Source organism: Microbacterium sp. UCD-TDU (genome assembly GCF_000340625.1).
GTDB lineage: Bacteria > Actinomycetota > Actinomycetes > Actinomycetales > Microbacteriaceae > Microbacterium > Microbacterium maritypicum.
This window is the reverse complement of the sequence record NZ_KB454448.1, coordinates 77726-99309: the sequence shown is the minus strand read 5'-3', so window position 1 is coordinate 99309 and position 21584 is coordinate 77726. Positions and strand designations below refer to the sequence as shown.

Genomic DNA, 21584 nt, shown 5'->3' with positions numbered 1-21584 from the left:
TTACCCTGGAGGCATGTCCGACATGACCGTCGCGGAAGCCCTCGGGGAACTGGCCGCCCTGGAAGACCCGAAGATGCGCGCCGCCAACGAGAAGCGCGGCGACGACCACGGCATCAACCTCAGCCGGATGCGCGCACTGGCGAAGCGGATAAAGACCGACCAGCCCCTCGCGCAGGAGCTGTGGGCCACCGGCGAGACGCCCGCGCGACTGCTGGCGCTGCTGATCTGCCGGCCGCGCGACTTCACCGCCGACGAGCTCGATGCCATGCTGCGCGAGACGCGCCCGCCGAAGGTCAACGACTGGTTCGTCAACTACGTCGCCAAGAAGACCCCGCTCGCCGAAGAGCTGCGCCTGCGGTGGTTCGACGACGCCGACCCCACGGTGGCTGCTGCGGCCTGGTCGCTCACGACCGTGCGCGTGACGAAGGACGCCGACGGCCTGGACCTGCCGCACCTGCTCGACCTGATCGAGCGGGACATGAAGGATGCTCCGTCGCGCCTGCAGTGGTCGATGAACGAGACCCTCGCGAACATCGGCATCTTCCACCCCGAGTATCGCGCCAGGGCGCTGGCGATCGGCGAACGCCTGCAGGTGCTCGCCGACTACCCGACCGCACCCGGGTGCACCTCGCCCTTCGCACCGCTCTGGATCGGCGAGATCGTCCGGCGCCGCGAGGGCTGAGCGCCGGAGGGAAGAGCCCCGGATCTGGCGTGTCCGCAACGGGTCGCTTCGCACAGTCGGTAACGTTATACACTTTATCCACTCGCATGTGCACTGGGGGCGATCGCAAGGTGCGGTCGCCGGCACCTGCGAGCGGAACTGGGGACGCATCATCATGGCTACGCAAGATCAACTGAACGCACTCATCGCCGATATCGCGAACGACATCAACGGCTTCATCGGCGCATCCGTCGTCGACGTCGAGTCCGGCCTGCCGCTCGCCTCGCACTCGGTCCGACCGGACTTCGACCTCGACGTGGCCAGTGCGTACAACAGCGAGATGGTCAAGAACAAGCGGAAGACGATCGACGCTCTCCGCCTCGAGGCCACCCTCGAAGACATGCTGCTGACGCTCGACACCCAGCTGCACCTGATCAAGATGATCGAGGGCGACACCTTCATCTACCTCGCAGCCGACCGCCAGGCGACGAACCTCGCCCTCCTCCGCTCCGCCGTGAACCGCCACGTGGCGGCCTTGAACGCTTGAGCGGCGGGGCCGTCGGAGCCGACAGCCCCGGGAGCGAGTCGTGGGTGCGCGCCACCTTGTCGGATCCTCCGACGAGGCGCGCGCGCTGGCGACGCGTGAGCCTGCCGACGCGCTTGCGGCTCGTCTTCGCCGGGCCGGTCGGCGCCGGCAAGACCACAGCGGTGCGCGCACTGAGCGACGTCGCCCCCGTGGACACCGACGTTCCCATCTCGGCGGGCTCCGCGGAGTACGGCGACGCAGGGAAGAAGACCACCACGGTCGGACTCGACTACGGAGCCTGGAAGCCCACGGACGAGATCTCGGTGGCCCTCATCGGGTTCCCCGGACAGGACCGCTTCGTCCACGCACGGCAGAGCTCCTCCTCGTCCGACACGCGCATCCTGCTGTGGTTGCGCGCCGACAGCGAGAGCATCGCCGACGACGCCGACGACTGGCTGCCGCGCTTCGCCGGCGACCACCATCGGCTGGCGATCGCGGTGACCCGTTGCACCGACGATGCGATCGACACCGTGCGCGCCGCGCTCACCGAGAGCCTGGAGCGATACGGGATACCGCCCACGCGTGTTCTCGCGACGGACGCCCGCGACCGCGAGAGCGTCATGCGGGCGGCCTGCGCGGCACTGGACCTCCCGGAAGATGAGTCATGAACGCCTCCACTCGAGCGGATGGCCCCGCTCCGACGACAGACCCGGCATCGGTGCAGGACGCCGTGCTCATGCATCCTGACCTCGCCGCGAACTGGGCGCTCTGGTCCGGCGTGGTGAGCCAGGCGGCGCTCACCCGACTGCGACACCTCGAAGAGCGATTCCCCGAACTGACGACGGCTGTCCTCTCGACCGCCGACGGCCTGCACATCGCGTCGGTCGGCACCCTCGAGGAGACCGGCGACCGCCTGGCCGCCATGAACGGCTCGCTGTTCGCCGTCGCCCGGGCCGAGGCCGAGATCATCTCGCAGGGAACGGAACCGAGCCTTTCCGCCGTGGTCTCGGTGTCGATCGGGCAGAGTCAGCTGTCGCTGCTCAGCTTCATCCTCGCCCCCTACGGTCAACTGCTCCTGTCGGTGTCGGCGAAGGATGTGCAGGTGGGGACCGTCATCGTGCAGGCCCGTTCGGCCGCCTACGAGCTCATCACCGCGCTCGGGCTCGCGGGCGCACCGGGATGAGGCTGACTACGCTGAGGCCATGAGCACCCACATCGCCGCAGAACCCGGTCAGATCGCCCCCATCGTCCTGTTCCCCGGCGACCCGCTGCGGGCGAAGTGGATCGCCGAGACCTTCCTCGACGATGCCGAGCTGTACTCCCAGACGCGAGGCATGCTGGGCTTCACAGGCACCTGGGAGGGGCACCGCGTCTCGGTGCAGGGCTCCGGCATGGGGCAGCCGTCGATGGCGATCTACGCGAACGAGCTGTTCGACGCCTACGGGGTGCAGACGATCGTTCGCGTCGGCTCGTGCGGCGCGCTGACCGAGAAGGTGAAGATCCGCGACATCATCATCGCGAACGGCGCCAGCACGGACTCCGGCATCAACCGGGTGCGCTTCCATGGCCTCGACTACGCACCCGTCGCCGACTTCTCGCTGCTGCGCGCAACGGTAGAGGCGAGTGAGACCGAGCCCCTGGAATCGGCCGTGCACGTGGGCCAGCTGTTCTCGAGCGACCAGTTCTACAGCACCCGCCCCGAGCTCACGGAGCCGTTCGTGCAGCACGGCATCCTGGGCGTCGAGATGGAGGCCGCCGGCCTCTACACGCTCGCGGCGTACTACGGCAGGCGGGCTCTCGCGATCTGCACGGTCAGCGACCACATCGTCACCGGCGAGGAGACCACCGCACAGGAGCGCGAGCAGACGTTCGGCGACATGATCCGCATCGCCCTGCGCGCCGCGACCGCGTAGCTCGGCGGACCGCCGCCCCCCCACGGAAGCTACGGGGTATCGCCGACGGCGTGCGGGCGGGGCAGCGCCAGCATCACGCCGGTGTCGGTGAACTCCTGCTGGATCTCATCGTCGTGCCGGTACGTGACCAGGCTCACACCGACCGCCGCGATCAGTGCGAACACGAAGGCGGGAAGCAGTTCGTAGAGCCCGGTGTCGAGCGCCTTCCAGATGAACACCGTCGCGGCACCGACGAACATGCCAGCCAGCGCACCCCAGTTGGTGAGCTTGCGCCAGTAGAGGCTGAGCAGGATGACGGGGCCGAATGCGGCGCCGAATCCCGCCCACGCGAACGAGACGAGTCCGAGGATCGTGTCGTTCGGCGTGATCGCCAGCACCGCGGCGATGATCGCGACGCCGAGCACACCGAGCCGCCCCATCAACATGAGCGTCCTCTGCGAGGGCGGCGTGCGCCGGAACACGCCGTACAGGTCTTCGACGAGCGCCGAGGAGCAGACGATCAGCTGGCTGGAGATCGTGCTCATGATCGCGGCGAGCACGGCCGCGAGCACCAGGCCGGCGACGAACGGATGCAGCAGCGTCTGCGACATGAGAAGCACGACGGTCTCGGGGTTGGCGATGTCGATGCCGGTCTTGGCGATGTAGGCGAGGCCCACGAGACCCGACAGCACAGCGCCGCCGAGGGAGACGACCATCCAGGAGATGCCGATGCGTCGGGCGCTCTTCGCCTCTTGCGGCGAGCGCAGGGCCATGAACCTCACGATGATGTGCGGCTGGCCGAAGTACCCGAGACCCCAGGCGAGGGAGGAGACGATGGCGAGGACGGTGCCGCCGGTGAGAGCCGTCCCGGAGAGCATCGAGAGGTGATCCGGCGCGACCTCGTTGATCAGCGTGCCCGTCTCGGCGAATCCGCCGATGGCGACGATCGCCGCCACGGGGATCACGATCAGCGCGATCACCATCATGAGCCCCTGCACGACGTCGGTCAGCGATGCTCCGAGGAACCCGCCGAAGAGCGTGTACGCGAGGGTGACACCTGTCACCAGCAGCATGCCGGTGAGATAGTCGCCGTTGAACGAGCTCTCGAAGAAGACGCCACCGGCCACCATGCCCGAGGAGATGTAGAGGGTGAAGAACACGAGGATGACGACGCCGGACACCACGCGGAGCAGTCGCGTCGTGTCGCGGAGCCGATTCTCGAAGAAGCTCGGCACCGTGATGGAGTTGCGCGACACCTGCGTGTACGCGCGAAGGCGGGGTGCGACGAGCAGCCAGTTCAGGTAGGCGCCGATCGTGAGGCCGATCGCGATCCATGCCTCGATGAGACCGGAGACGTAGATCGCCCCCGGGAGACCCATCACGAGCCAGCCCGACATGTCGGAGGCGCCGGCGCTCAGCGCGGCCACCCACGGCGGGAGGTCCCGACCGCCGAGCATGTAGTCCTCATGATCGCCGGTTCGCCGGAAGGCGATCCAGCCGATGAGCAGCATCGCCGCGAAGTACAGCGCGAGTGCTGCGAAAGTGAAGATCTGGTCGGGCATCGTCGTCCCCCCTGGGCGGTGCGGTCACCGCTTCCGTCGTCCGTCGATGATGCCATGGGAGGGTGCGGCCACCTAGCGAACGCCGCGCGAATATACCGGCTCAGAACTCCCCGGGCACGACCGTGCCGCGCGGATGGGATGATCGAGGGACCATGACTTCCCCTCCGCGGCTCGATCCCGCCCTCGTTCCGGACGCCGCGGATCCGGATGCCGTCTACCTCGCGTTCGTCGAATGGGCGGAGTCCACCGGCATCAGCCTCTACCCCGCGCAGGACGAGGCGGTCATCGAGATCGTCTCCGGCAACAACCTGATCCTCTCGACCCCCACCGGCACCGGGAAGTCGCTCGTCGCGATCGGCGCGCACTTCAGCGCCCTCGTCGCCGGACGCCGCAGCTACTACACCGCGCCGATCAAGGCACTCGTGAGCGAGAAGTTCTTCGCGCTGGTCGACGTGTTCGGCGCGGAGAACGTCGGCATGGTCACGGGCGACTCCTCGGTGAACGCCGATGCCCCGATCATCTGCTGCACGGCGGAGATCCTCGCGAACCTCTCGCTGCGTCAGGGCACCGATGCCGACGTCGGTCAGGTCGTGATGGACGAGTTCCATTTCTACGCCGACCCCGACCGCGGCTGGGCGTGGCAGGTGCCCCTGCTCGAGCTGCCGCAGGCCCAGTTCATCCTGATGTCGGCGACTCTCGGCGACGTGACCGAGCTCGCGGCCGACCTCACCCGACGCACCGGTCGCGAGACGGCGACCGTGACCGGTGTCGAGCGCCCCGTCCCCCTGCACTTCTTCTATGAGACGACGCCGATCCACGAGACCATCGATGATCTGCTGAGCACGGGCCAGGCGCCGATCTACGTCGTGCACTTCTCTCAGGCCGCGGCGATGGAGCGGGCCCAGGCGCTCTCCAGCACGAAGGTCGCCACCCGCGAGCAGCGTGACGAGATCGCGGCGCTGATCGCCGAGTTCCGCTTCACCACCGCGTTCGGCAAGACCCTCTCCCGCTTCCTGCGCGCGGGGATCGGCGTGCACCACGCCGGCATGCTGCCGAAGTACCGGCGACTGGTCGAGCAGCTCGCCCAGCGCGGACTGCTGCGCGTGATCTGCGGAACCGACACCCTCGGCGTGGGCATCAACGTGCCGATCCGCACCGTGCTGCTCACCGCGCTCACGAAGTTCGACGGCACCAGGATGCGGCAGCTGAACGCCCGCGAGTTCCATCAGATCGCCGGTCGCGCAGGACGTGCGGGCTACGACACCGCCGGCACGGTAGTCGCGCAGGCGCCCGAGCACGAGAGCGAGAACGTCGCGGCCGTGAAGAAGGCCGGCGACGACCCGAAGAAGAAGCGCAAGATCGTCCGCAAGAAGGCGCCGGACGGGTTCGTGTCGTGGGGAGAGCCCTCCTTCCGCAAGCTCATCGACGCCGTGCCGGAGACCCTGACCTCGCACATGCAGATCACGAGCGCGATGATGCTCAACGTGATCGCCCGTGGCGGTGACGTGTTCGCGAATATGCGTGCGCTGGTATACGACAACCACGAGCCGCGGAAGCGCCAACGCGAGCTCGCCATCAGGGCGATCGGCATCTACCGCACGCTCCGCGAATCGGGCATCGTCGAGAAGACCCCCGAGGGAGACATCCGCCTCACGGTCGATCTGCAGCCGAACTTCGCCCTCAACCAGCCGCTGTCGCCGTTCGCCCTGGCCGCCTTCGAGCTGCTCGACCCCGATCCCTCCGCCGGCACGGGTACCGGTTCGTATGCGCTCGACATGATCTCGATCGTGGAGTCGACGCTCGACGATCCGCGCGCGGTGCTGAGCCAGCAGGAGTTCCAGGCCCGCGGCGAAGCGGTCGCGGCGATGAAGGCCGAGGGCATCGAGTACGACGAGCGCATGGAGCTGCTCGAGCAGATCACCTACCCGAAGCCGCTCGACGAGCTGCTGACCGCGGCGTTCGAGACCTTCAGCGCGGCTCAACCCTGGATCCGCGACTTCGAGCTGCACCCCAAGTCGGTCGTGCGCGACATGTACGAGCGCGCCATGTCGTTCGGGGAATATGTCGCGTACTACAAGATCGCGCGCTCCGAGGGCGTGGTGCTGCGCTACCTCTCCGACGCGTACCGGGCGGCCTCGCAGACCATCCCGGAGGAGTTCAAGGACGAGGATCTGCGCGACCTGATCGAATGGCTCGGCGAGCTCGTGCGACAGGTCGACTCCAGCCTGCTCGACGAGTGGGAGGAGCTGATCGCCGGCGTCGACAACGGGCGCTTCGATCCGCACGCGCCCGACGAGCCGATCGTCCCGCCCGCGCCCAAGCGCCTCACGAGCAACATCCGCGCGTTCCGCATCCTGGTGCGCAACGAGCTGTTCCGCCGCGTGCAGCTCGCCGCGAGGGAAGACGTGGACGCGCTGGCCGAGCTCGATCCGGGCTTCGGCGCCGACGCCTGGTCCGATGCGCTCGACGGGTACTTCGCCGACCACGACGAGATCCTCACCGGCGCCGATGCCCGCAGCTCGAAGCTGCTGATCCTCACCGAGGGCGCCACCTCCTGGAGCGCGCGGCAGATCTTCGACGATCCCGCCGGCGATCACGACTGGGGCATCACCGCGACGATCGACCTCGCCGACTCCGACGACGCAGGTCAGGCCGTCGTCACGGTCACCGGAGTGGACCGGCTGTAGCCGCAGCCTCCTCGCGCTCCACACCTTCTCTCTCCACACCGACCACCCGTCCGAATCTCCCCAGCGTCTCCCGCCGGTGGGAGGCGGCGATGACCGTCCCGTCGAAGTCCTCGAGCACGTCGGAGATGATGCGCTCCGACTCGGCATCCAGGCTCGCGGTGATCTCGTCGACGATGAGCACCCTCGGCTCCCGGCACAGCGCACGCGCCAGCGCCAGCCGCGCACGCTGACCACCGGAGAGACGCACCCCGTGCTCGCCGAGGTCGTCGTCGAGGGTGATCCAGTCGTCGGCGCCCACCCGCGTGAGCGCGCGACGCAGCTCCTCGTCGGTGCGGGTGTCGGCGCCGCGCGCGAGGTTGTCGCGCACGGTGCCGTGGAAGAGTCGCGCATCCTGCTCCACCACGGCCACGGTCCGGCGGAGATCGTCATCACGGATGCGGCCGAGGGGGTACGCGAGACCCGCGGCATCGACGAGCGCGACCGTGCCCGCAGCGGGATCCCACAGCCGCGCCGCGAGCGCGATGACCGTGCTCTTGCCGGCTCCGGACGGTCCCGCGAGCCCGACGTGCTCCCCGGGATCGACGTCGATCGACCAGCCGTGCAGCACCTCCGTGCGGTCGTCGTACGCGAACGACACCTTCTCGAAGCGCACGCCGAGCGGACCGTCGGGCAGCGGCAGCGGACGATCCACCGGCGAGACCACCGGTGGGCGGTCGAGCCCCGCACCCACGCGAGCGGCGCTGGCGATCAGCGGATGCAGCTCGGACACGGTGTGCGCGGCATCCGCCACCGCGGCGACTCCGGCCACGGCGAGTGCGATCACGGCGGGCAGCAGTGCGGCCTGTGCGCCCCCGACCGTGCCGTCGAGAGCCAGGGTCGCCGCGATCACGCCGATCACGACGGCGGTGAGGATCAGCTCGCGCATCCCGTCGACGAGGTGGGCGATGGCCTCGCGCCGGCGGCTGATGCGCGCCGACCTCCGCGTTCCCGCGACGGCCTCGCGCACCACCCGATCCTGCAGGCCGTAGGCGAGGATCTCGCGCAGCGCACCGAGCGCGTCGACCAGCCGTTCGGACTGCTCCTCCCGCTCCCGCTGTTCGCGTGCACCGATCCGTCGCGCAGGACCCGCTCCGGCCCCGGCGGTGAGGGCGACCGCCGCCGCTGCGCCGAGCATCACGACCCCCGCCACCGGCATCACGAGGAACGCGCACACCAGCGCTCCGGCGAACAGCGTGAGCGCGGCGCCGATCTGAGCGACCGTATGCGCGTAGAAGAACTCCAGCTTCTCGATGTCGGTCATCGCCACGGATGCCGCACGCCCGGAGTGCTCGCGTCGGCGCCCGGGAACGCTGCGCGCGTAAGCGTCGAACAGCGCCATCCGCAACCGAGCCAGCACCCGGTAGGCGAGGGCGTGCGAGACGTCCATCTCGCGCCAGGTGAGGAACGTGCGCAGCAGCACGAGGGCGCCGAGCGCGAGCCACCAGCCGACCGGCGGCCACTCCGCGTGCACCACGGCCCCGCCCACACCGAGGGCGGTGAGCACGCCGATGGCCGCGAGCGCGCACAGGCTCGTGGTGGCGATCAGGTAGCTGCCGACGATGCGTCGCCATTCCGGTCGCAGCGGCGGGAGCAACCGGGCGAGGATGCCTGCCGACGAGGTCATGAGGCCTCCTTCACGAGCACTCCGTCGCGGAGCACCCGCACGTCGGCGACTCGGGCCAGGGCCTCGGGACGATGGCTGATCATGAGCACGATCCTCTCTGCGGCGACGCGTTCGAGCGTCTCGGCCACGGTCAGGGCACTGCGGTCGTCGAGGGCGCTGGTCGGCTCGTCGACGAGCAGCACGGGGCGGTGGGCGAGCAGCGCCCTGGCGAGGGCGAGGCGCTGCCGCTGCCCGCCGGACAGACTCGTCCCCGCCTCGGCCACCATCGCGTCGAAGCCTTCCGGGATCGCTCGGATCTCATCGAGCACCCCTGCCGCCGCGCACGCGTGCTCCAGCGCCTGCTGCCCGGCGTCGAACAGATCGACGTTCTCCCTGATGGTCCCGGCGAACAGGACCGGCCGCTGCGAGACCACGGCCACGTCGCTCGGGTGCAGCGGACGCCCGTCGAGCTCGACCGTGCCCGCCGTGGCCGGCAGGAAACCGAGCACGAGGTCGAAGAGGGTGGACTTGCCGGCGCCGGATGGACCGGCGATCGCATGCACCTGGCCGCGCTCGGCGTGAAGCTCGATGCCGCGGAGCACATCGTGATCGGCGCCGGGGTAGCGGTAGGAGAGCCCGGAGATGCGGAGCACGTCGGCGGAGGTCGCAGGTGTCGTCTCGTGCTCCGTCGCCGCTGCGGGCGACCGGCGGAACGCCCCGAGCGCGGCGAGGCCCGGAACGGCCGTGAGCCCGAGGAATCCGGCGTGCCAGTGGCGGGAGAGCTCGCGCACGGGACGGAACGCCTCCGAGGAGAGCAGCAGCAGCGCGTAGACCTCGACGGCCGGCGGCTGCCCGGTCATGACGGAGACGACCGCGAGCCCGGCGGCGATCACCACTCCCGCCTGCACGGCGAAGTCGGTGATGGCGGTCTCCGCGAGCGATGACCGCATCACGCGTTCGGTGGCCGCCCGCAGGGCCTCCGACCTGGTGTGCAGGCGCGACCGCGTGGCCGGCACGTCGCCCAGCGCACGCAGCGTCGACATGCCCCGGAGCGCCTCGAGCAGGTCGCCGCTGAGAGTCTCGTAGCTGTCCCAGTGCTCGAATCCGCGCCGGGCGAGCATCCGCTTCCACAGCAGAGGGCCCAGCACCGCGAGCAGGATTCCCGCCGCGACGCACAGCGCGATCAGGGGTGACAGCACCGCGACCAGGCACACCGCGACCACGCTGCCGACGACGAGCTGCATCACGGCGGGGATGTACTTCGACACATAGGCGTCGGTGCCGTCGATGCCGTCGCCGAGTGCCAGCTGGGTCGAGCCGTCGCGGAGGCGGGCGTCGTGCAGCCGTTCGGGTACGAGGACTGCCGCGACCGCCGCGCCCCGCAGGTCTTCTCTCACCCTTCCGCCCAGGCGGGAGGCGACATCGCCCTGCACGAGCGTCAGCAGCATCCGCAGGAGCCCGATCGCGAGGATCGCGCTGATGCCTCCCACGGCCCCCGCCGCGTCGCCGCGCACGAAGGCCGCGAGCGACCAGGCGAGCGCGAGCGCCTGCAGGAGGTGTGTGGCGAACACGAGGAGCAGGAGCAGGATGCTCCCCGTCAGGAGCCAGGGATGCCGTCGCGCCTCGCGCCACAGCTCGGGGACGATCATCATCGTGCACCTCCGGGAGAGTCGAGGAAGGCGAGCGCATGGAGGATCCACCGGTCACCGGTCGCAGAGAAGCCGGAGACGGGGCGGGTGCCCCGGTCTCCGAGGAGCGCGGCCTCGTAGCAGAGGCGAGCCGCGTCGAGATGGGCGCTCCAGAGCGCAGCGACGACGACGGTCGAAGGGGCCGTGATCGGCACCGACCAGGAGCGGACCTCGCTCGCCCCGCGCACCCAGGCCTGCCCGGAAGCTCTCGCGATGCGCTCGATCGCGGGAGCGGGTGTGCCGCCGATCCGGGCACCGAACGCCGCGGTCGCGGGCGAGCGCCGAGCTCCGAGAGCACGACGAGCCACGGGATCCGGCACCGGGTCGTGGGGGATCTCGATCGCGGCGAGCGGGATCTCCGGCGCGAGCCCGCGACGGATCCAGGCATCGGCATCCGTCGCGCGCGGCACCCCGAGCAGAGACCGGAGCCGGGTCGAGGGGCCGACCTCCACCGGTCCGGCCTGCACCCCCAGCAGGAAGAGCACGCCGGCGACCGCGTAGGCGGCATCGGCGATCCACAGCGGCCACGCCCGATGCCGGTAGCGACCGAAAGAACGACCGGGCAGCACCGTGAACACCACGCGCGCGATGCCGTCGTCCGCGGCGGGCGATGGCCACCCTTCCGCACGATCGGCGGCGAGGTCGCGACGGCGGAAGATGCCCTCCTCGTGATCGACCGCCCAGTGCGTGCCGGCCCCGTCGATCAGGTGCGTCTGCACCGGGTAGCTCGCCCCGGCCGACGGGACAGGACGCTCAGGGATGCGTGTGGTCACCCCGTCCGCACTCCGATGGAACCGCCCCGGTCGCCAGAGGGCATCCACGAGCTCCCGCACACTCCGGTGGGGTTCATCCGCGACGGCGCCGGTGCGGTGCCAGGCGTTCGTCCGCGGCCCCGGCGGCAATGCACCCGCGGGCATGCGCGACGTCGGCGCCTCGTCGAGCGGGGCGGGAAGACCCGGGAATGCGCTGATCGATGGGCTCACGGCCGACCTCACATGTGCGGGGCCGGGAGGAGCGTGAAGTCCTCCGGGGCCCCGGTCCACGTCGCGCGCCAGCCCCGATCCTCCGCCGCCTCGCGGAACCGCGGCATCCCGAGGTACGAGAACGCCGCCGGAGCGTTGGGCACGAGCCCCGTCACGATCGAGCGCACCACGCGCAGGGCGGTCCGGCGCACATCGGTGGTCGTGAGATCCCGCGTGAGCACGCGGTGGCCACGAGCGCGCAGGCGCTCGTACACCTCCTCCATCGTCACCGGGCTCATCGTGCTCAACGGATGCACCCCCTGCGCGGGCGCACGGAATCGACGCGCCTGGTCGTGCACGGTCGGGTCGAGCCACACCTGCACGTGCGCTCCGAGGTCGATCACGTTCTCGAACTGCGACCCCGCAGCGGCCGTGTAGTCGGCGTCGGGGCGGAAGTCGAGGGTCAGACCCTTCGCCATCAACCCCTCGGCGACCGCACGGAACACCCATCCGTCCGCCGTCGTGCAGCCCTGCGTGTAGATCCAGGTGTGCACGGCTTCGAGCACCGCCTTCCGCGCCGCGCGTGCCGGATCGAGCGCTGCCGAGAAGCCGGCGGCATAGAGTCCGCGCTCCTCGTCGTGCACGAGCGCGCCGATCGCCGGGGCGAACTCCGAGGGCATCGCCACCAGCCACACGCGCAGGCTGCTGCCTCGCAGATCGTCGAGAAGACCGGGGACCGTTGCCGGGTCGATGCCGAACGTCGGCCCGTCGAGGTGCCACCACACCTCGAGCGCATCCCGCTCGATCACCTCGATCACCCCGCGGTCGCGGGCGTCGTCGAAACCCGCCCCGGTGGCGATGCCCGCATAGTTCAGGTGGTGCGTCCGCGGCAGCGAGCGGAAGCGCGACTGCCGCCAGTTCAGGTGCACGAGCGCGTCCGGCATCCACACCGAGCCGCCGTCGAGGTCTTCGCAACGCGCCCAGAGCGTCGGCGTCGAGGAAAGCAGCCGCTGATAGGGGAAGCCGGGGCGCGTGAGCTGCCAGTCGGCGAAACGCGGAAGATCGTCCTCGTCGATGACGCTCTCCCCCTCGGCGCGCAGCTCCTGCGCGGTGGCGACGCGCAGCTCGTCGCGAGGGAGCACATCGGGCAGCCAGTTGCCGCAGTATCGTTCCACCCCCTCGCCGATCGCAGCGATGCGCGCCTGGGCGGGGTCGCCGAACGACGTGCCGAGGGAGACCCGGTCGGCGGGCCACTCGCCCAGCATGCGGGCGTCGGCGACGGATGCCGTCAGCGCCAGGTATCGGTGCGGGGCGCCGACGGGGTGCGGCACCTCCCGCACGGAACGGATGATGCCGGTCTCCGCATCGACCAGCGCCTCGGCCGGGAGCGTCGTGCGGTCGGGGGCGTGGTCGAGGGTGTCGTGCGCGGTCATGCTGTCCTCTCGTATCGCCAGCGACCGGTGTCGGGTTCGAAGGCGGATCGGGTGCGGCGGAGCACGGGCGGACCCTGCTCGCGCGCGGGGGATGCCGGCGCGGACACGGGCGCCGATTCCTCCGATGGCAGCCCGTTCTCGGCGAGCCAGGAATCGAGCACGCGTGCGATGCCGCCTGCGCGGCGCAGCCGGGAGCGGACCTCGTCGTCGTCGATGTCTGCCGCGAGCCGGTGCCCCCACGGACCGTCGACCAGGTGGACGGTCCCTCGCCAGGCGGCAGCGAGCCGACCGGCATCCGCGAAGAAGAAGTCGTGATCGCCGCGGATCAGCAGCAGCGGCGCACGAAGCGCGCCGTACGCACGGTCCAGGTCCACGGCCGGGGCGGACCAGAGTCGTCGCCACCCGGACAGTGCCACGCGCGACCAGCCCCACTCCTCGGCAGCCCGGTGCACGCCGACCTCGGTCGCCCGCGCGACGCGTGCCGCGAGCTCCTCCTCGGTCAGCGGCGGCTGGGAGCGCGCTCCCCGGCCGTGCTGGTGCCACCACCCGATCCGGTGGTGCAGGTGGGGGTGCCCGTTCTCGTCCCAGGCGGTCTCGGCAAGCCCGAGCGCGGGGACCAGGAGCACCAGCGCGTCGACGTCGGCGGCCCTGGCGGCTTCGAGCGCGGTGTGCGCGGCGTACGAGCCGCCGGACAGCACGAGGGGGAGCCCGGGGTTCTCGGCCCTGACCGCCTCGACCACCGCGCGTCCGTCGCTGCGTTCCGCGAGGTAGGGGTGCCATTCGCCGTCGGACGAGTGTCGCCCGCGCACGTCGTGGATCACGCAGCGGTAGCCCCGGCCGGTCCACGCGCGAGCGGTGTCGCCGTGACGCCAGGCCCCGTAGGGCGTGCGGATGATCACCACGCCCCGAGGCTCGGCGGGCTCCCAGGCCCAGCCGCGCAACAGGGCGCCGTCATCCGCGACGACGGTGTGGAGGCGGGCGTCACGCGGCGGGGTCATCGGAGCACCCGGCGCGGCGCCGCGGGGAAGGGGAGCACCGTGTGCTCGCTGACGGCGCCGGTCGCCGGCACCAGCTTCCAGAGGCTCGTGCGCAGGCGGTCGAGTTCCGCACCGCCCTGCGCCCAGGCGAGGATCACGTGCAGCGTTCGGGCGAGGGCGAGCACCCTGGTCGCGTCGTCGACGGGGACGGCGGCAGGCGGACCCGCGTGCTGCCAGGCCTCGCTCGACGCCGGCGCACTGCTTGCCGCCAGCCGCCGTGTGGCCACCTGGCTGGAGGTCGGGTCGCTCGCATCGATCGCGAGCGGATCGATCAGGATGCTCTCGCCCTCCCTGTGGACGCGGAGCCAGGCGACTCCGCGCTGCGGAAGAAGATCGAGGGCGGCCCATCGTCGACGATCGTGCGCACCCTCGGCGTAGGCGATCACGAGGGCGGCGTCGTCCACCGGTTCCGACGCGGTGTCCACGACGGTGACCTGCGCGCCCCAGCCCGCGAGCATGCGCTCCAGCTCGTCCACGAACGGGCCGGTGCCGATGAGGCAGACAGCACGGCGATCCACCGGCCACCGGCGCAGCGCGTCGGCAGCCTCGCGCTCCAGCACCTCACGGGTGACGCGGTCGAGGGTGACAGCGGCGTCGCTCTCGGCGTCGCTTTCGAGGGCGCCGAACAGCTCTGCGGGCGGCGCGTCGACCAGGGCGAATCGTCCGGTGCGCAGGCGGATCCGGGACCGGCCGTCGGCACCGAGGACGAGGTGCGCGCCGGAACCGGGGAGCGGCAGGATGCGGGGTTCGGAAGTCATGGATTCTCTCGGTGATGGGCCCGGCCGGGCGCGAACGCCCGGCCGGACGGGAGTGCGCTCGAAAGCGCGACGGAAGGATCCGCGATCAGTCGAAGGGGTTCTCGACCAGTGCGTTCGAGTGCGATGCCGACAGGTGCGCCAGCTGCTCGGACTCTTCGATCTCGGCGAGGATCTGCTTTTCCATTTCGTTCTCCTTCAGTGAGGTGGTCCGTCCCGCGGCGTGCGGGGCGGGTTCACGATGTGTGAACACTGACGACCCTAAATGATAATGATTCTCAATATCTACTAGGATCGCTGACATGTCCTCCCCCACACCCCTCCTCGCCGCTGATCACCGGGCCGGAGTCGTCTACGAGATCCACGACGGCTCCCGGCGTGTCGCGGTCGCCGACAGCTGGCTCGCCGAGCACGCGGGCTTCCTCCGCCTCCCCACCGGAGCAGCCGGGCGCTGGGCCTTCGCCGACGACCGCGGCGGTGCGCTGGTCGTCGGCGACACCGACGCCGTGCGACGCATCCCGATCGCCATCCCCGCCGAGCACCTCGCCTGCGATCCGAGCGGCCGCCACGTGGTCGTCACCTCCGGTCTCGGGATGAACGAGGAGGCGTGGAGCGACCTGGTGTCGGTCGTCGACCTCACGACCGACTCCTCCGTGCGCTTCCGGGTGCGCACGGGCGAACCCGGAGTCGTGCTCGCCCCCGATCAGGCCTCCGGAGAACCGACGATCGTGCTCCGCCATCGCGAGCCCGGCGCGGTGGAGGCGCTGCCGCTGGCGAGAGCCCTCGACGTCGGAGCCCACGCCCCGGTTCTGCGCGGACACCTCTTCGACGACCTCGCCGCAGACGGCCACGGCGACGTGATGGACCCGGGCTCCGGTGTCGTCGGCATCGCGACGAGCCGCGGCCTCGAACGGTTCGTCGTCGACGCCGGGCTGCCCCGCGCCATCGGCATCGTCCCCTGGCCCGTCCACGGACGCGCGTACTACCTGCGCCTCGCCGGTGACACCGGAAGAGCCACGGGCATCGTCCGCGGCGGACCCGCCTCCCCCGGAGCGTGGCCGGAGTGGACCAACACCTTCGTCGAGATCGACCTCGCGTCCGGAGCGACCCGTTTCGTGCCGTTGCCACCGGGACTCGCCTTCCGGTTCGCGCTCGCCACGGGCATCGCGGCGGTGTGCGTGATCCACCCCGACGGCGATGTCGTGGTGGTGATCGATCGTGCACAGGCGCGCGTCTCGCGGATCACTCCGATCCCGGCGATGACACACCCGCCCCGCGCAGGACAGCTGCCGTGGGACGGCGTCGATGGTCGTCCCGCGCAGCGCCGCTCCCTCGCGATCGATCCCAGAACCGGAACGATCGCGGTCACCAGCGGGGGAGACGGCACGATCCTCCTCCTCGACGATGAGGGCATCTCCACGATCGAGCTGCCCACCCCGCTCGACGAGGGCGGACACCTGCTGTGGGCGGGTGGCGGCGACCGCATCGACGACCTGGTGGGGCGATGAGCGCGCACCGATCCCTGCTCGACGACGCCCTCGCGCGCGCCGAGCGCCACGGCCGTCCGGGCCTGCCGCTCGGCGGGTTCACGCTGGGCAGAGCGGACGACCGCTCCCGCCGCGGCATCCACCGCGTCGACGGCACGACCGTGATCGAGCCCGACGGCCACCTGCACCGGATCTTCCCCTCCCCCGACCGCCGACTGGTCGCCGTCGAGTGGGCGCCCTCCGCCGACGAGAACGCCGTGTTCGGCATCGTCGACGTCGCCGCCGGCACGCTGCGCCTGCATCCCGACATCCGCCTGCGCTACGACACCGTGGTGTGGGCACCGGACTCGCGGAGCCTCGACGTCGTCGCGAGCCGCGACCGGATGCTTGTGACCCTGGACCTCGAGACGGATGCGCGACAGGCGGTCCCCCTCGAGTCCGCGGCGCGACTGCGGCTGTTCCCTGGCGGGAAGAGCGGACTGCGCGCCCTGAGCTCGGGCTCCCGAGGCACGACGCTGACCGACCGGAGCACCGGGACCCTTCTGGGACGGTGGCCCGCGCTCCTGCGCGCCGCACGGCTCGACGCCGGCGTGCTGGTGTGGCACGACGGCGGACTCGACGCCGTGGCGAACGACGGTGCCGGCGTCGACGGCGACGCGAAGCACGGCCTGCTCTGGCGCTGGAGCGATCCCGACGCGCAGATCGTCGATGTCGCAGCCCACGGGGACCGTGTCGTCGTGCTCGCCGTCGCCGACGGGCGCAGCGTGCTCGTCGACCTGGTCGACGGCGTCGAGATCGAACGCTCCGAAGCGGACTCGGCCGGCTCCGACACCCTCACGACGACGGCGATCGGGTTCGACGACGGTGTGCTGCACCTGGGCGTCGAAGGGCCGCTCACTCCACCGCGGATCGTCGAGCGCACGAAGGAGAGCGCCACGATCGCTCCCCCTCCCGCGGAGACCGTCGGCGCCACCGTGCGCCACGATCTGCCCGCCGACGACGGCGCGACCCTGACCGTCCACGTGACCGCTCCGCCGGGCGCAGAGGGCCCGGTGCCGCTGATCCTGACCTGTTACGGCGGCTTCGGCGTGCCCCATCTCCCGCTCTTCGAACCCACCGTGCCCGCATGGGTCGCCTTCGGCGGCGCCTACGCCTCCGCGCAGCTCCGCGGTGGCGGCGAGCGCGGAAGGGCCTGGCGTGAAGCGGGCCGCGGCGCGCGCAAGCATCGCACGATCACCGACCTCGCCGACGTCGCACGCGGACTCATCGCGGCCGGGATCACCCGCCCCGATCTTCTCGTCCTCGCCGGGGCCTCGCTGGGCGGGGTCATCGCAGCCGGGTGCGCGATCGAGCACCCGGAGCTGTGTGCGGGCTTCGTGACCACCGCCGCCCCCCTCGACCTGCTCGCCCTGGACGATCATCCCCTCGGGGCGCGCTGGCGAGCCGAGTTCGGCGACGACGGCACCCCGGAGTCCCGCGCCCGCCTTCGCGTCCTCTCTCCCCTCGCCCAGGCCGAAGCACTTCCGGTCGGGGCTCCGATCCCCTCCTACCTCGGTGTCGTGCTCGGTGAGGACACCCGGGTGCTCGCCCGAGACACGCACCGGATGGTCGAGGCGCTGCAGCAGGCGGGCGGCTCGGCCCGCCTCTGGACGGCCGCGGGAGCAGGGCACGGCGCGAACGAATCCGCTGCCCTGCACGCGCTCGGTCTCACCGTGCTCGACTTCGCGGCCGAGGTCACGACCGCCATGCCCGCCGACGCCCCGAACGGAGCCTCCCTGTGAGCGCATCGACCGCCACCCTCGCCGAACGGCGCGAACGGCGCATCCGCTTCCTCCGGCGCCGAGGCGGCGAGCGCCGCCGGGCCCGGAGCGGAGGCCGCCGGATGCTGCCGGTCGGCCCCACCGTGACGACGATCGCCGTGCTCGCCGTGCTCGTCCTCGTGCTCTCCGCGGCCACCGGGCCCGTCGCCGTCTCCCCCCTCGACGCCGCGAAGATCGTGATCGGCCACCTGGTACCCGGCATGCCCTGGATGTCCGACGGCACGCTCACGCCGTTGCAGGACCAGGCCGTGTGGCAGTTCCGGGTGCCGCGATCGCTCCTGGCCGCACTCTCGGGCGCAGGGCTCGCTCTCGCCGGGGCGATGATGCAGGCCGTCGTGCGCAACCCGCTCGCCGAGCCGTACATCCTCGGCGTCTCCTCCGGTGCGAGTGTCGGCGCCGTGCTGGTGATCGTCTCGGGTGGTGCCACGTTCCTCGGCCTCACGATGAGCGGGGCGGCTTTCGTGGGCGCGATGGTCGCCTGCATCCTCGTGGCGATGCTCGCGCGCATCCGCGGAGAGCTGTCGCCGACCAGGATGATCCTCGCCGGTGTCGCACTCGGCGCCCTGCTGAGTGCGGTGACCAGCTACCTCACGCTCACCACCGACGCCCAGAACGTCGTCAGCGTGATGTTCTTCCTGCTCGGAAGCGTGTCGGCCGCCGACATGTCGTCGCTGCTGATCCCCGCGGTCGCGCTCGCGATCGCCTGCATCGCCGTGTTCGGGCTCTCGCGGTCGATGAACGCACTGCTCGCGGGCGACGAATCCGCGATGGCGGTGGGCGTGCGCACGACCAGGCTGCGCGGTCTGCTGCTCGTGCTCGCCTCGCTCCTGACCGGTGCGATCGTCGCCGTGAGCGGCGGCATCGGCTTCGTCGGCCTCGTCGTGCCGCACATGGCCCGACTCCTGGTCGGCTCGGATCATCGGCGGATGCTGCCGATCACGGTGCTCGGCGGCGCACTGTTCCTCATGGTCGCCGATCTGCTCGCCCGCACGGTCGCGATGCCGACCGAGATCCCCCTCGGGATCCTCACCGCGTTCGTCGGGGCTCCGTTCTTCCTGTGGCTGATGCGCAGCGGCGGCGAGCGGGCGGGGTTCGACCGATGAGCGTGCTGTTCGACGACGTGAGCGTCGCACGCGGCGGTCGCACCGTGCTGCACGGCATCGACCTCGAGGTCGGCACCGGGCGCATCGTGGGACTCCTCGGCCCCAACGGCAGCGGCAAGTCCACGCTCCTGCGCGCGCTCTTCACGGGTCAGCGTCCGCACGCCGGACGCGTGCTCATCGACGGCGCCGACGTGTCGCAGCTGGCCCCGCGCACACTCGCGCGCACCGTGTCTGTCATGCTGCAGGATTCCCCGTCCGAGTTCGATCTGACCGTGCGGGAGACCGTGCTCGTGGGCCGTTCGCCGCATCGCCCGCCCTTCAGCCGGGACACCGCGGAGGATCAGCGCATCGTCGACGAGGCACTGCGCACCGCCGACGTGCACGACCTCGGCGACCACCTGGTGCGACGACTCTCGGGTGGTCAGCGCCAGCGGGTGATGCTCGCCCGTGCGCTCGCGCAGAGCGGCGAGATCCTCGTGCTGGACGAACCGACCAACCACCTCGACATCGCGCACCAGCTCGACCTGATGCGCGTCGTGAGCGGACTCGGCACCACCGTGATCGCGGCCCTGCACGACCTCAACATCGCCGCGGCGTTCTGCGACGACGTCGCCGTGCTCGACGAGGGCAGGCTCGTCGCCTTCGGTCCGCCCGACACCGTGCTCACCCCCGCGCTCGTCGACGAGGTCTTCCACGTCACCGCGCGCATCGCCATCGAGGTCGACACCGGGGCGCGAGCGATGGCGTTCCATCCGCGACAGCCCGCCGGCTGATCCGCTCGACACCTGAACCCACACCCCTACCAAGGAGAAGAAGAATGACACCCCGCACCCGAACCACCCGTCTGCTCGCCGCCGTCACCGTCGGGCTGGGCGCGATCGCCCTCACCGGATGCGGCGGCGGCGTCTCCGCCGGATCCGCACCCGACTCCGCCGGCGAGGCGATCACGATCGAGAACTGCGGCCGCACGGTCGAGATCCCGACCACGCCGACCGCCGTCGTCGGGCTGCACCCGTCGCAGACCGAGCTGCTGCTGCGCCTCGGTCTCGCCGATTCCCTCGTCGGTCAAGCGCAGGCCACGGCCCAGAAGCTGCCGGCCGACGTCGCGGGCCTGGCGGCCGATGTGCCGGTCATCGGCGCAGACGCCCCGCCGAGCCGTGAGGAGCTGCTCGCCGTCGAACCCGACTTCGTCTACTCGCCCACCACCTACGAGTTCACCGCCGAGCAGGGCTTCGCCAGCATCGAGCAGCTCGCAGACGCCGGTGTCGCCGCATACACCGCGACCGGCGGATGCTTCGACCGCCGCATGGAGGGCACCGTCGACGACCTCTTCGTCGACCTCGACAACCTCGGCGCGATCTTCCACGTCGAGAAGGAGGCGAACGACCTGATCGCGTCGTCCCAGGCCGAGCTCGCCACCGTCGACGCCGCGATCGAGGGGCAGGACCGCCCGCGCGTCGCGCAGGTCTTCGTGGAGGGGACGACCCTCACCGCGATCGGCGCCGGCATCGAGTACGACATCCTGCAGCGCGCCGGTGCCGACAACGTCTTCACACCGGACGACCCCGCATTCGCCGACTTCTTCGCCGCCGAGATCACCCCGGAATCCCTCGCCGCCGAAGCACCCGATGCACTCGTGTTCGCGGTGACCGACTCCGCGCACGAGGCCGCTGTCCGCTCGTACCTCGCAGCGACCTTCCCCGACATGCCCGCCGTGCGCGACGGGCGACTGATCGCGGTGCCCTCGACCGACCTGTTCCCCGGCACGCTCGGCAACGTCTCGGCGGTGCGGCTGATCGCCGAGGAGCTCCACCCCGACGCGGTCTTCGACTGACCCGCACGGCCGCACGACGGCGCCCCGGGGACCTCGGTCTCCGGGGTGCCGTCCCCTCTGAGTTCGTCGTCAGGCCTGCATGACAGCGAGCACATTGCCGGCCGGGTCGCGGAACCACGCGATGTCCGGGCCCTGACCGTTGCCGCGGACGATACCGCGCTCATCGGAGGGGAACTCTTCGTCGCTGTAGATCTTGGTCTGCACACCGCGGGCGATGAGCTCGTCGACCGCGGCATCGACATCCGCCACCGGGAAGTTCAGGATCGTGAAGCTCGCCGGCGTGTGGTTCGGCTTCGAGTAGACGAGGATCGACCCGCCGCTCGGCAGCCGGATATCGAGGAAGCCCATCGCGTTGCGCTCGACATCGAGCCCGAGGGCCGTGCCGTAGAACTCTTCCGCCGCGTCGATGTCGTCGACGCTGAATCCGCTGAATGCGTTGTCCGCTGTGAAGGCCGCCATGATTCCAGCATCCGCCGTCCTCCGCCGATTGTCGAT

Annotated in this window: 20 protein-coding genes; 11 read left to right on the top strand and 9 right to left on the bottom strand. The window is 70.9% G+C overall.

Features of this window, described 5'->3' with window-relative positions; genetic code table 11:
* Positions 1-13 precede the first annotated feature (13 nt).
* The 5 genes from D514_RS35835 (at position 14) to deoD (ending at position 3100) form a co-directional block, all read left to right on the top strand.
* On the top strand, positions 14-682 hold the full coding sequence (locus tag D514_RS35835; RefSeq protein WP_017831229.1) for a DNA alkylation repair protein: 669 nt from the start codon (positions 14-16) through the stop codon (positions 680-682).
* 154 nt (positions 683-836) lie between these two features.
* Positions 837-1208 (top strand): hypothetical protein, encoded by a 372-nt coding sequence (locus D514_RS35830; protein ID WP_017831228.1) that lies wholly within the window; start codon positions 837-839, stop codon positions 1206-1208.
* 95 nt (positions 1209-1303) lie between these two features.
* Positions 1304-1855, top strand: coding sequence for a hypothetical protein (locus tag D514_RS38210; protein WP_017831227.1), 552 nt, complete (start codon positions 1304-1306; stop codon positions 1853-1855).
* Positions 1852-2370, top strand: coding sequence for a hypothetical protein (locus tag D514_RS35825; protein WP_017831226.1), 519 nt, complete (start codon positions 1852-1854; stop codon positions 2368-2370). Before D514_RS38210 ends, D514_RS35825 begins: the two co-directional genes overlap by 4 nt.
* Before the next feature lie 19 nt (positions 2371-2389).
* The gene (gene deoD, locus D514_RS35820; RefSeq protein WP_017831225.1) at positions 2390-3100 is read left to right on the top strand and encodes a purine-nucleoside phosphorylase; all 711 of its coding nucleotides are present in this window, start codon (positions 2390-2392) and stop codon (positions 3098-3100) included.
* A gap of 29 nt (positions 3101-3129) precedes the next feature.
* Here the strand turns inward: deoD and putP are convergent, their stop codons facing one another.
* On the bottom strand, positions 3130-4641 hold the full coding sequence (gene putP / locus D514_RS35815; RefSeq protein ID WP_017831224.1) for a sodium/proline symporter PutP: 1512 nt from the start codon (positions 4639-4641) through the stop codon (positions 3130-3132).
* A gap of 152 nt (positions 4642-4793) precedes the next feature.
* On the opposite strand from putP, the gene D514_RS35810 reads away from it, so the two are divergent.
* Positions 4794-7328 carry an RNA helicase gene (locus tag D514_RS35810; protein WP_017831223.1) on the top strand — a complete coding sequence of 845 codons (2535 nt, stop codon included), beginning with the start codon at positions 4794-4796 and terminating at the stop codon, positions 7326-7328.
* On the opposite strand, the gene D514_RS35805 is transcribed toward D514_RS35810, so the two are convergent.
* The 7 genes from D514_RS35805 to amiA form a co-directional block, all read right to left on the bottom strand.
* The gene (locus D514_RS35805) at positions 7306-8991 is read right to left on the bottom strand and encodes an ABC transporter ATP-binding protein (protein ID WP_017831222.1); all 1686 of its coding nucleotides are present in this window, start codon (positions 8989-8991) and stop codon (positions 7306-7308) included. The genes D514_RS35810 and D514_RS35805 overlap by 23 nt on opposite strands.
* The gene (locus D514_RS35800; protein ID WP_031206383.1) at positions 8988-10622 is read right to left on the bottom strand and encodes an ATP-binding cassette domain-containing protein; all 1635 of its coding nucleotides are present in this window, start codon (positions 10620-10622) and stop codon (positions 8988-8990) included. The genes D514_RS35805 and D514_RS35800 overlap by 4 nt, the downstream gene beginning before the upstream one ends.
* A complete protein-coding gene (locus D514_RS35795) occupies positions 10619-11641 on the bottom strand; it encodes a hypothetical protein (RefSeq protein ID WP_144053093.1) in 1023 nt (340 codons plus the stop codon). Before D514_RS35795 ends, D514_RS35800 begins: the two co-directional genes overlap by 4 nt.
* An 8-nt stretch (positions 11642-11649) precedes the next feature.
* Entirely contained in the window at positions 11650-13053 is a 1404-nt protein-coding gene (locus D514_RS35790; protein ID WP_017831219.1) for a YcaO-like family protein, read from the bottom strand.
* Entirely contained in the window at positions 13050-14051 is a 1002-nt protein-coding gene (locus tag D514_RS35785; protein WP_017831218.1) for a CocE/NonD family hydrolase, read from the bottom strand. Before D514_RS35785 ends, D514_RS35790 begins: the two co-directional genes overlap by 4 nt.
* Complete coding sequence (locus D514_RS35780) at positions 14048-14848, bottom strand: hypothetical protein (RefSeq protein WP_017831217.1); 801 nt, start codon at positions 14846-14848, stop codon at positions 14048-14050. Before D514_RS35780 ends, D514_RS35785 begins: the two co-directional genes overlap by 4 nt.
* Positions 14849-14933: 85 nt before the next feature.
* Positions 14934-15032, bottom strand: coding sequence for a streptamidine family RiPP (gene amiA, locus D514_RS39430; protein ID WP_017831216.1), 99 nt, complete (start codon positions 15030-15032; stop codon positions 14934-14936).
* A gap of 115 nt (positions 15033-15147) precedes the next feature.
* On the opposite strand from amiA, the gene D514_RS35775 reads away from it, so the two are divergent.
* Genes D514_RS35775 through D514_RS35755 form a run of 5 tightly spaced genes read left to right on the top strand, consistent with a single transcriptional unit; the run spans position 15148 to position 21089 of the window.
* The gene (locus tag D514_RS35775; RefSeq protein WP_017831215.1) at positions 15148-16353 is read left to right on the top strand and encodes a hypothetical protein; all 1206 of its coding nucleotides are present in this window, start codon (positions 15148-15150) and stop codon (positions 16351-16353) included.
* The gene (locus D514_RS35770) at positions 16350-18113 is read left to right on the top strand and encodes a prolyl oligopeptidase family serine peptidase (RefSeq protein ID WP_017831214.1); all 1764 of its coding nucleotides are present in this window, start codon (positions 16350-16352) and stop codon (positions 18111-18113) included. The genes D514_RS35775 and D514_RS35770 overlap by 4 nt, the downstream gene beginning before the upstream one ends.
* The gene (locus tag D514_RS35765; RefSeq protein ID WP_017831213.1) at positions 18110-19255 is read left to right on the top strand and encodes an iron ABC transporter permease; all 1146 of its coding nucleotides are present in this window, start codon (positions 18110-18112) and stop codon (positions 19253-19255) included. The genes D514_RS35770 and D514_RS35765 overlap by 4 nt, the downstream gene beginning before the upstream one ends.
* Positions 19252-20028, top strand: a complete 777-nt coding sequence (locus tag D514_RS35760; protein WP_017831212.1) for an ABC transporter ATP-binding protein — start codon at positions 19252-19254, stop codon at positions 20026-20028. The genes D514_RS35765 and D514_RS35760 overlap by 4 nt, the downstream gene beginning before the upstream one ends.
* Positions 20029-20072: 44 nt before the next feature.
* Entirely contained in the window at positions 20073-21089 is a 1017-nt protein-coding gene (locus tag D514_RS35755; protein WP_017831211.1) for an ABC transporter substrate-binding protein, read from the top strand.
* Between the two features lie 69 nt (positions 21090-21158).
* On the opposite strand, the gene D514_RS35750 is transcribed toward D514_RS35755, so the two are convergent.
* Positions 21159-21548 carry a VOC family protein gene (locus D514_RS35750; protein ID WP_017831210.1) on the bottom strand — a complete coding sequence of 130 codons (390 nt, stop codon included), beginning with the start codon at positions 21546-21548 and terminating at the stop codon, positions 21159-21161.
* Between the last annotated feature and the right edge of the window lie 36 nt (positions 21549-21584).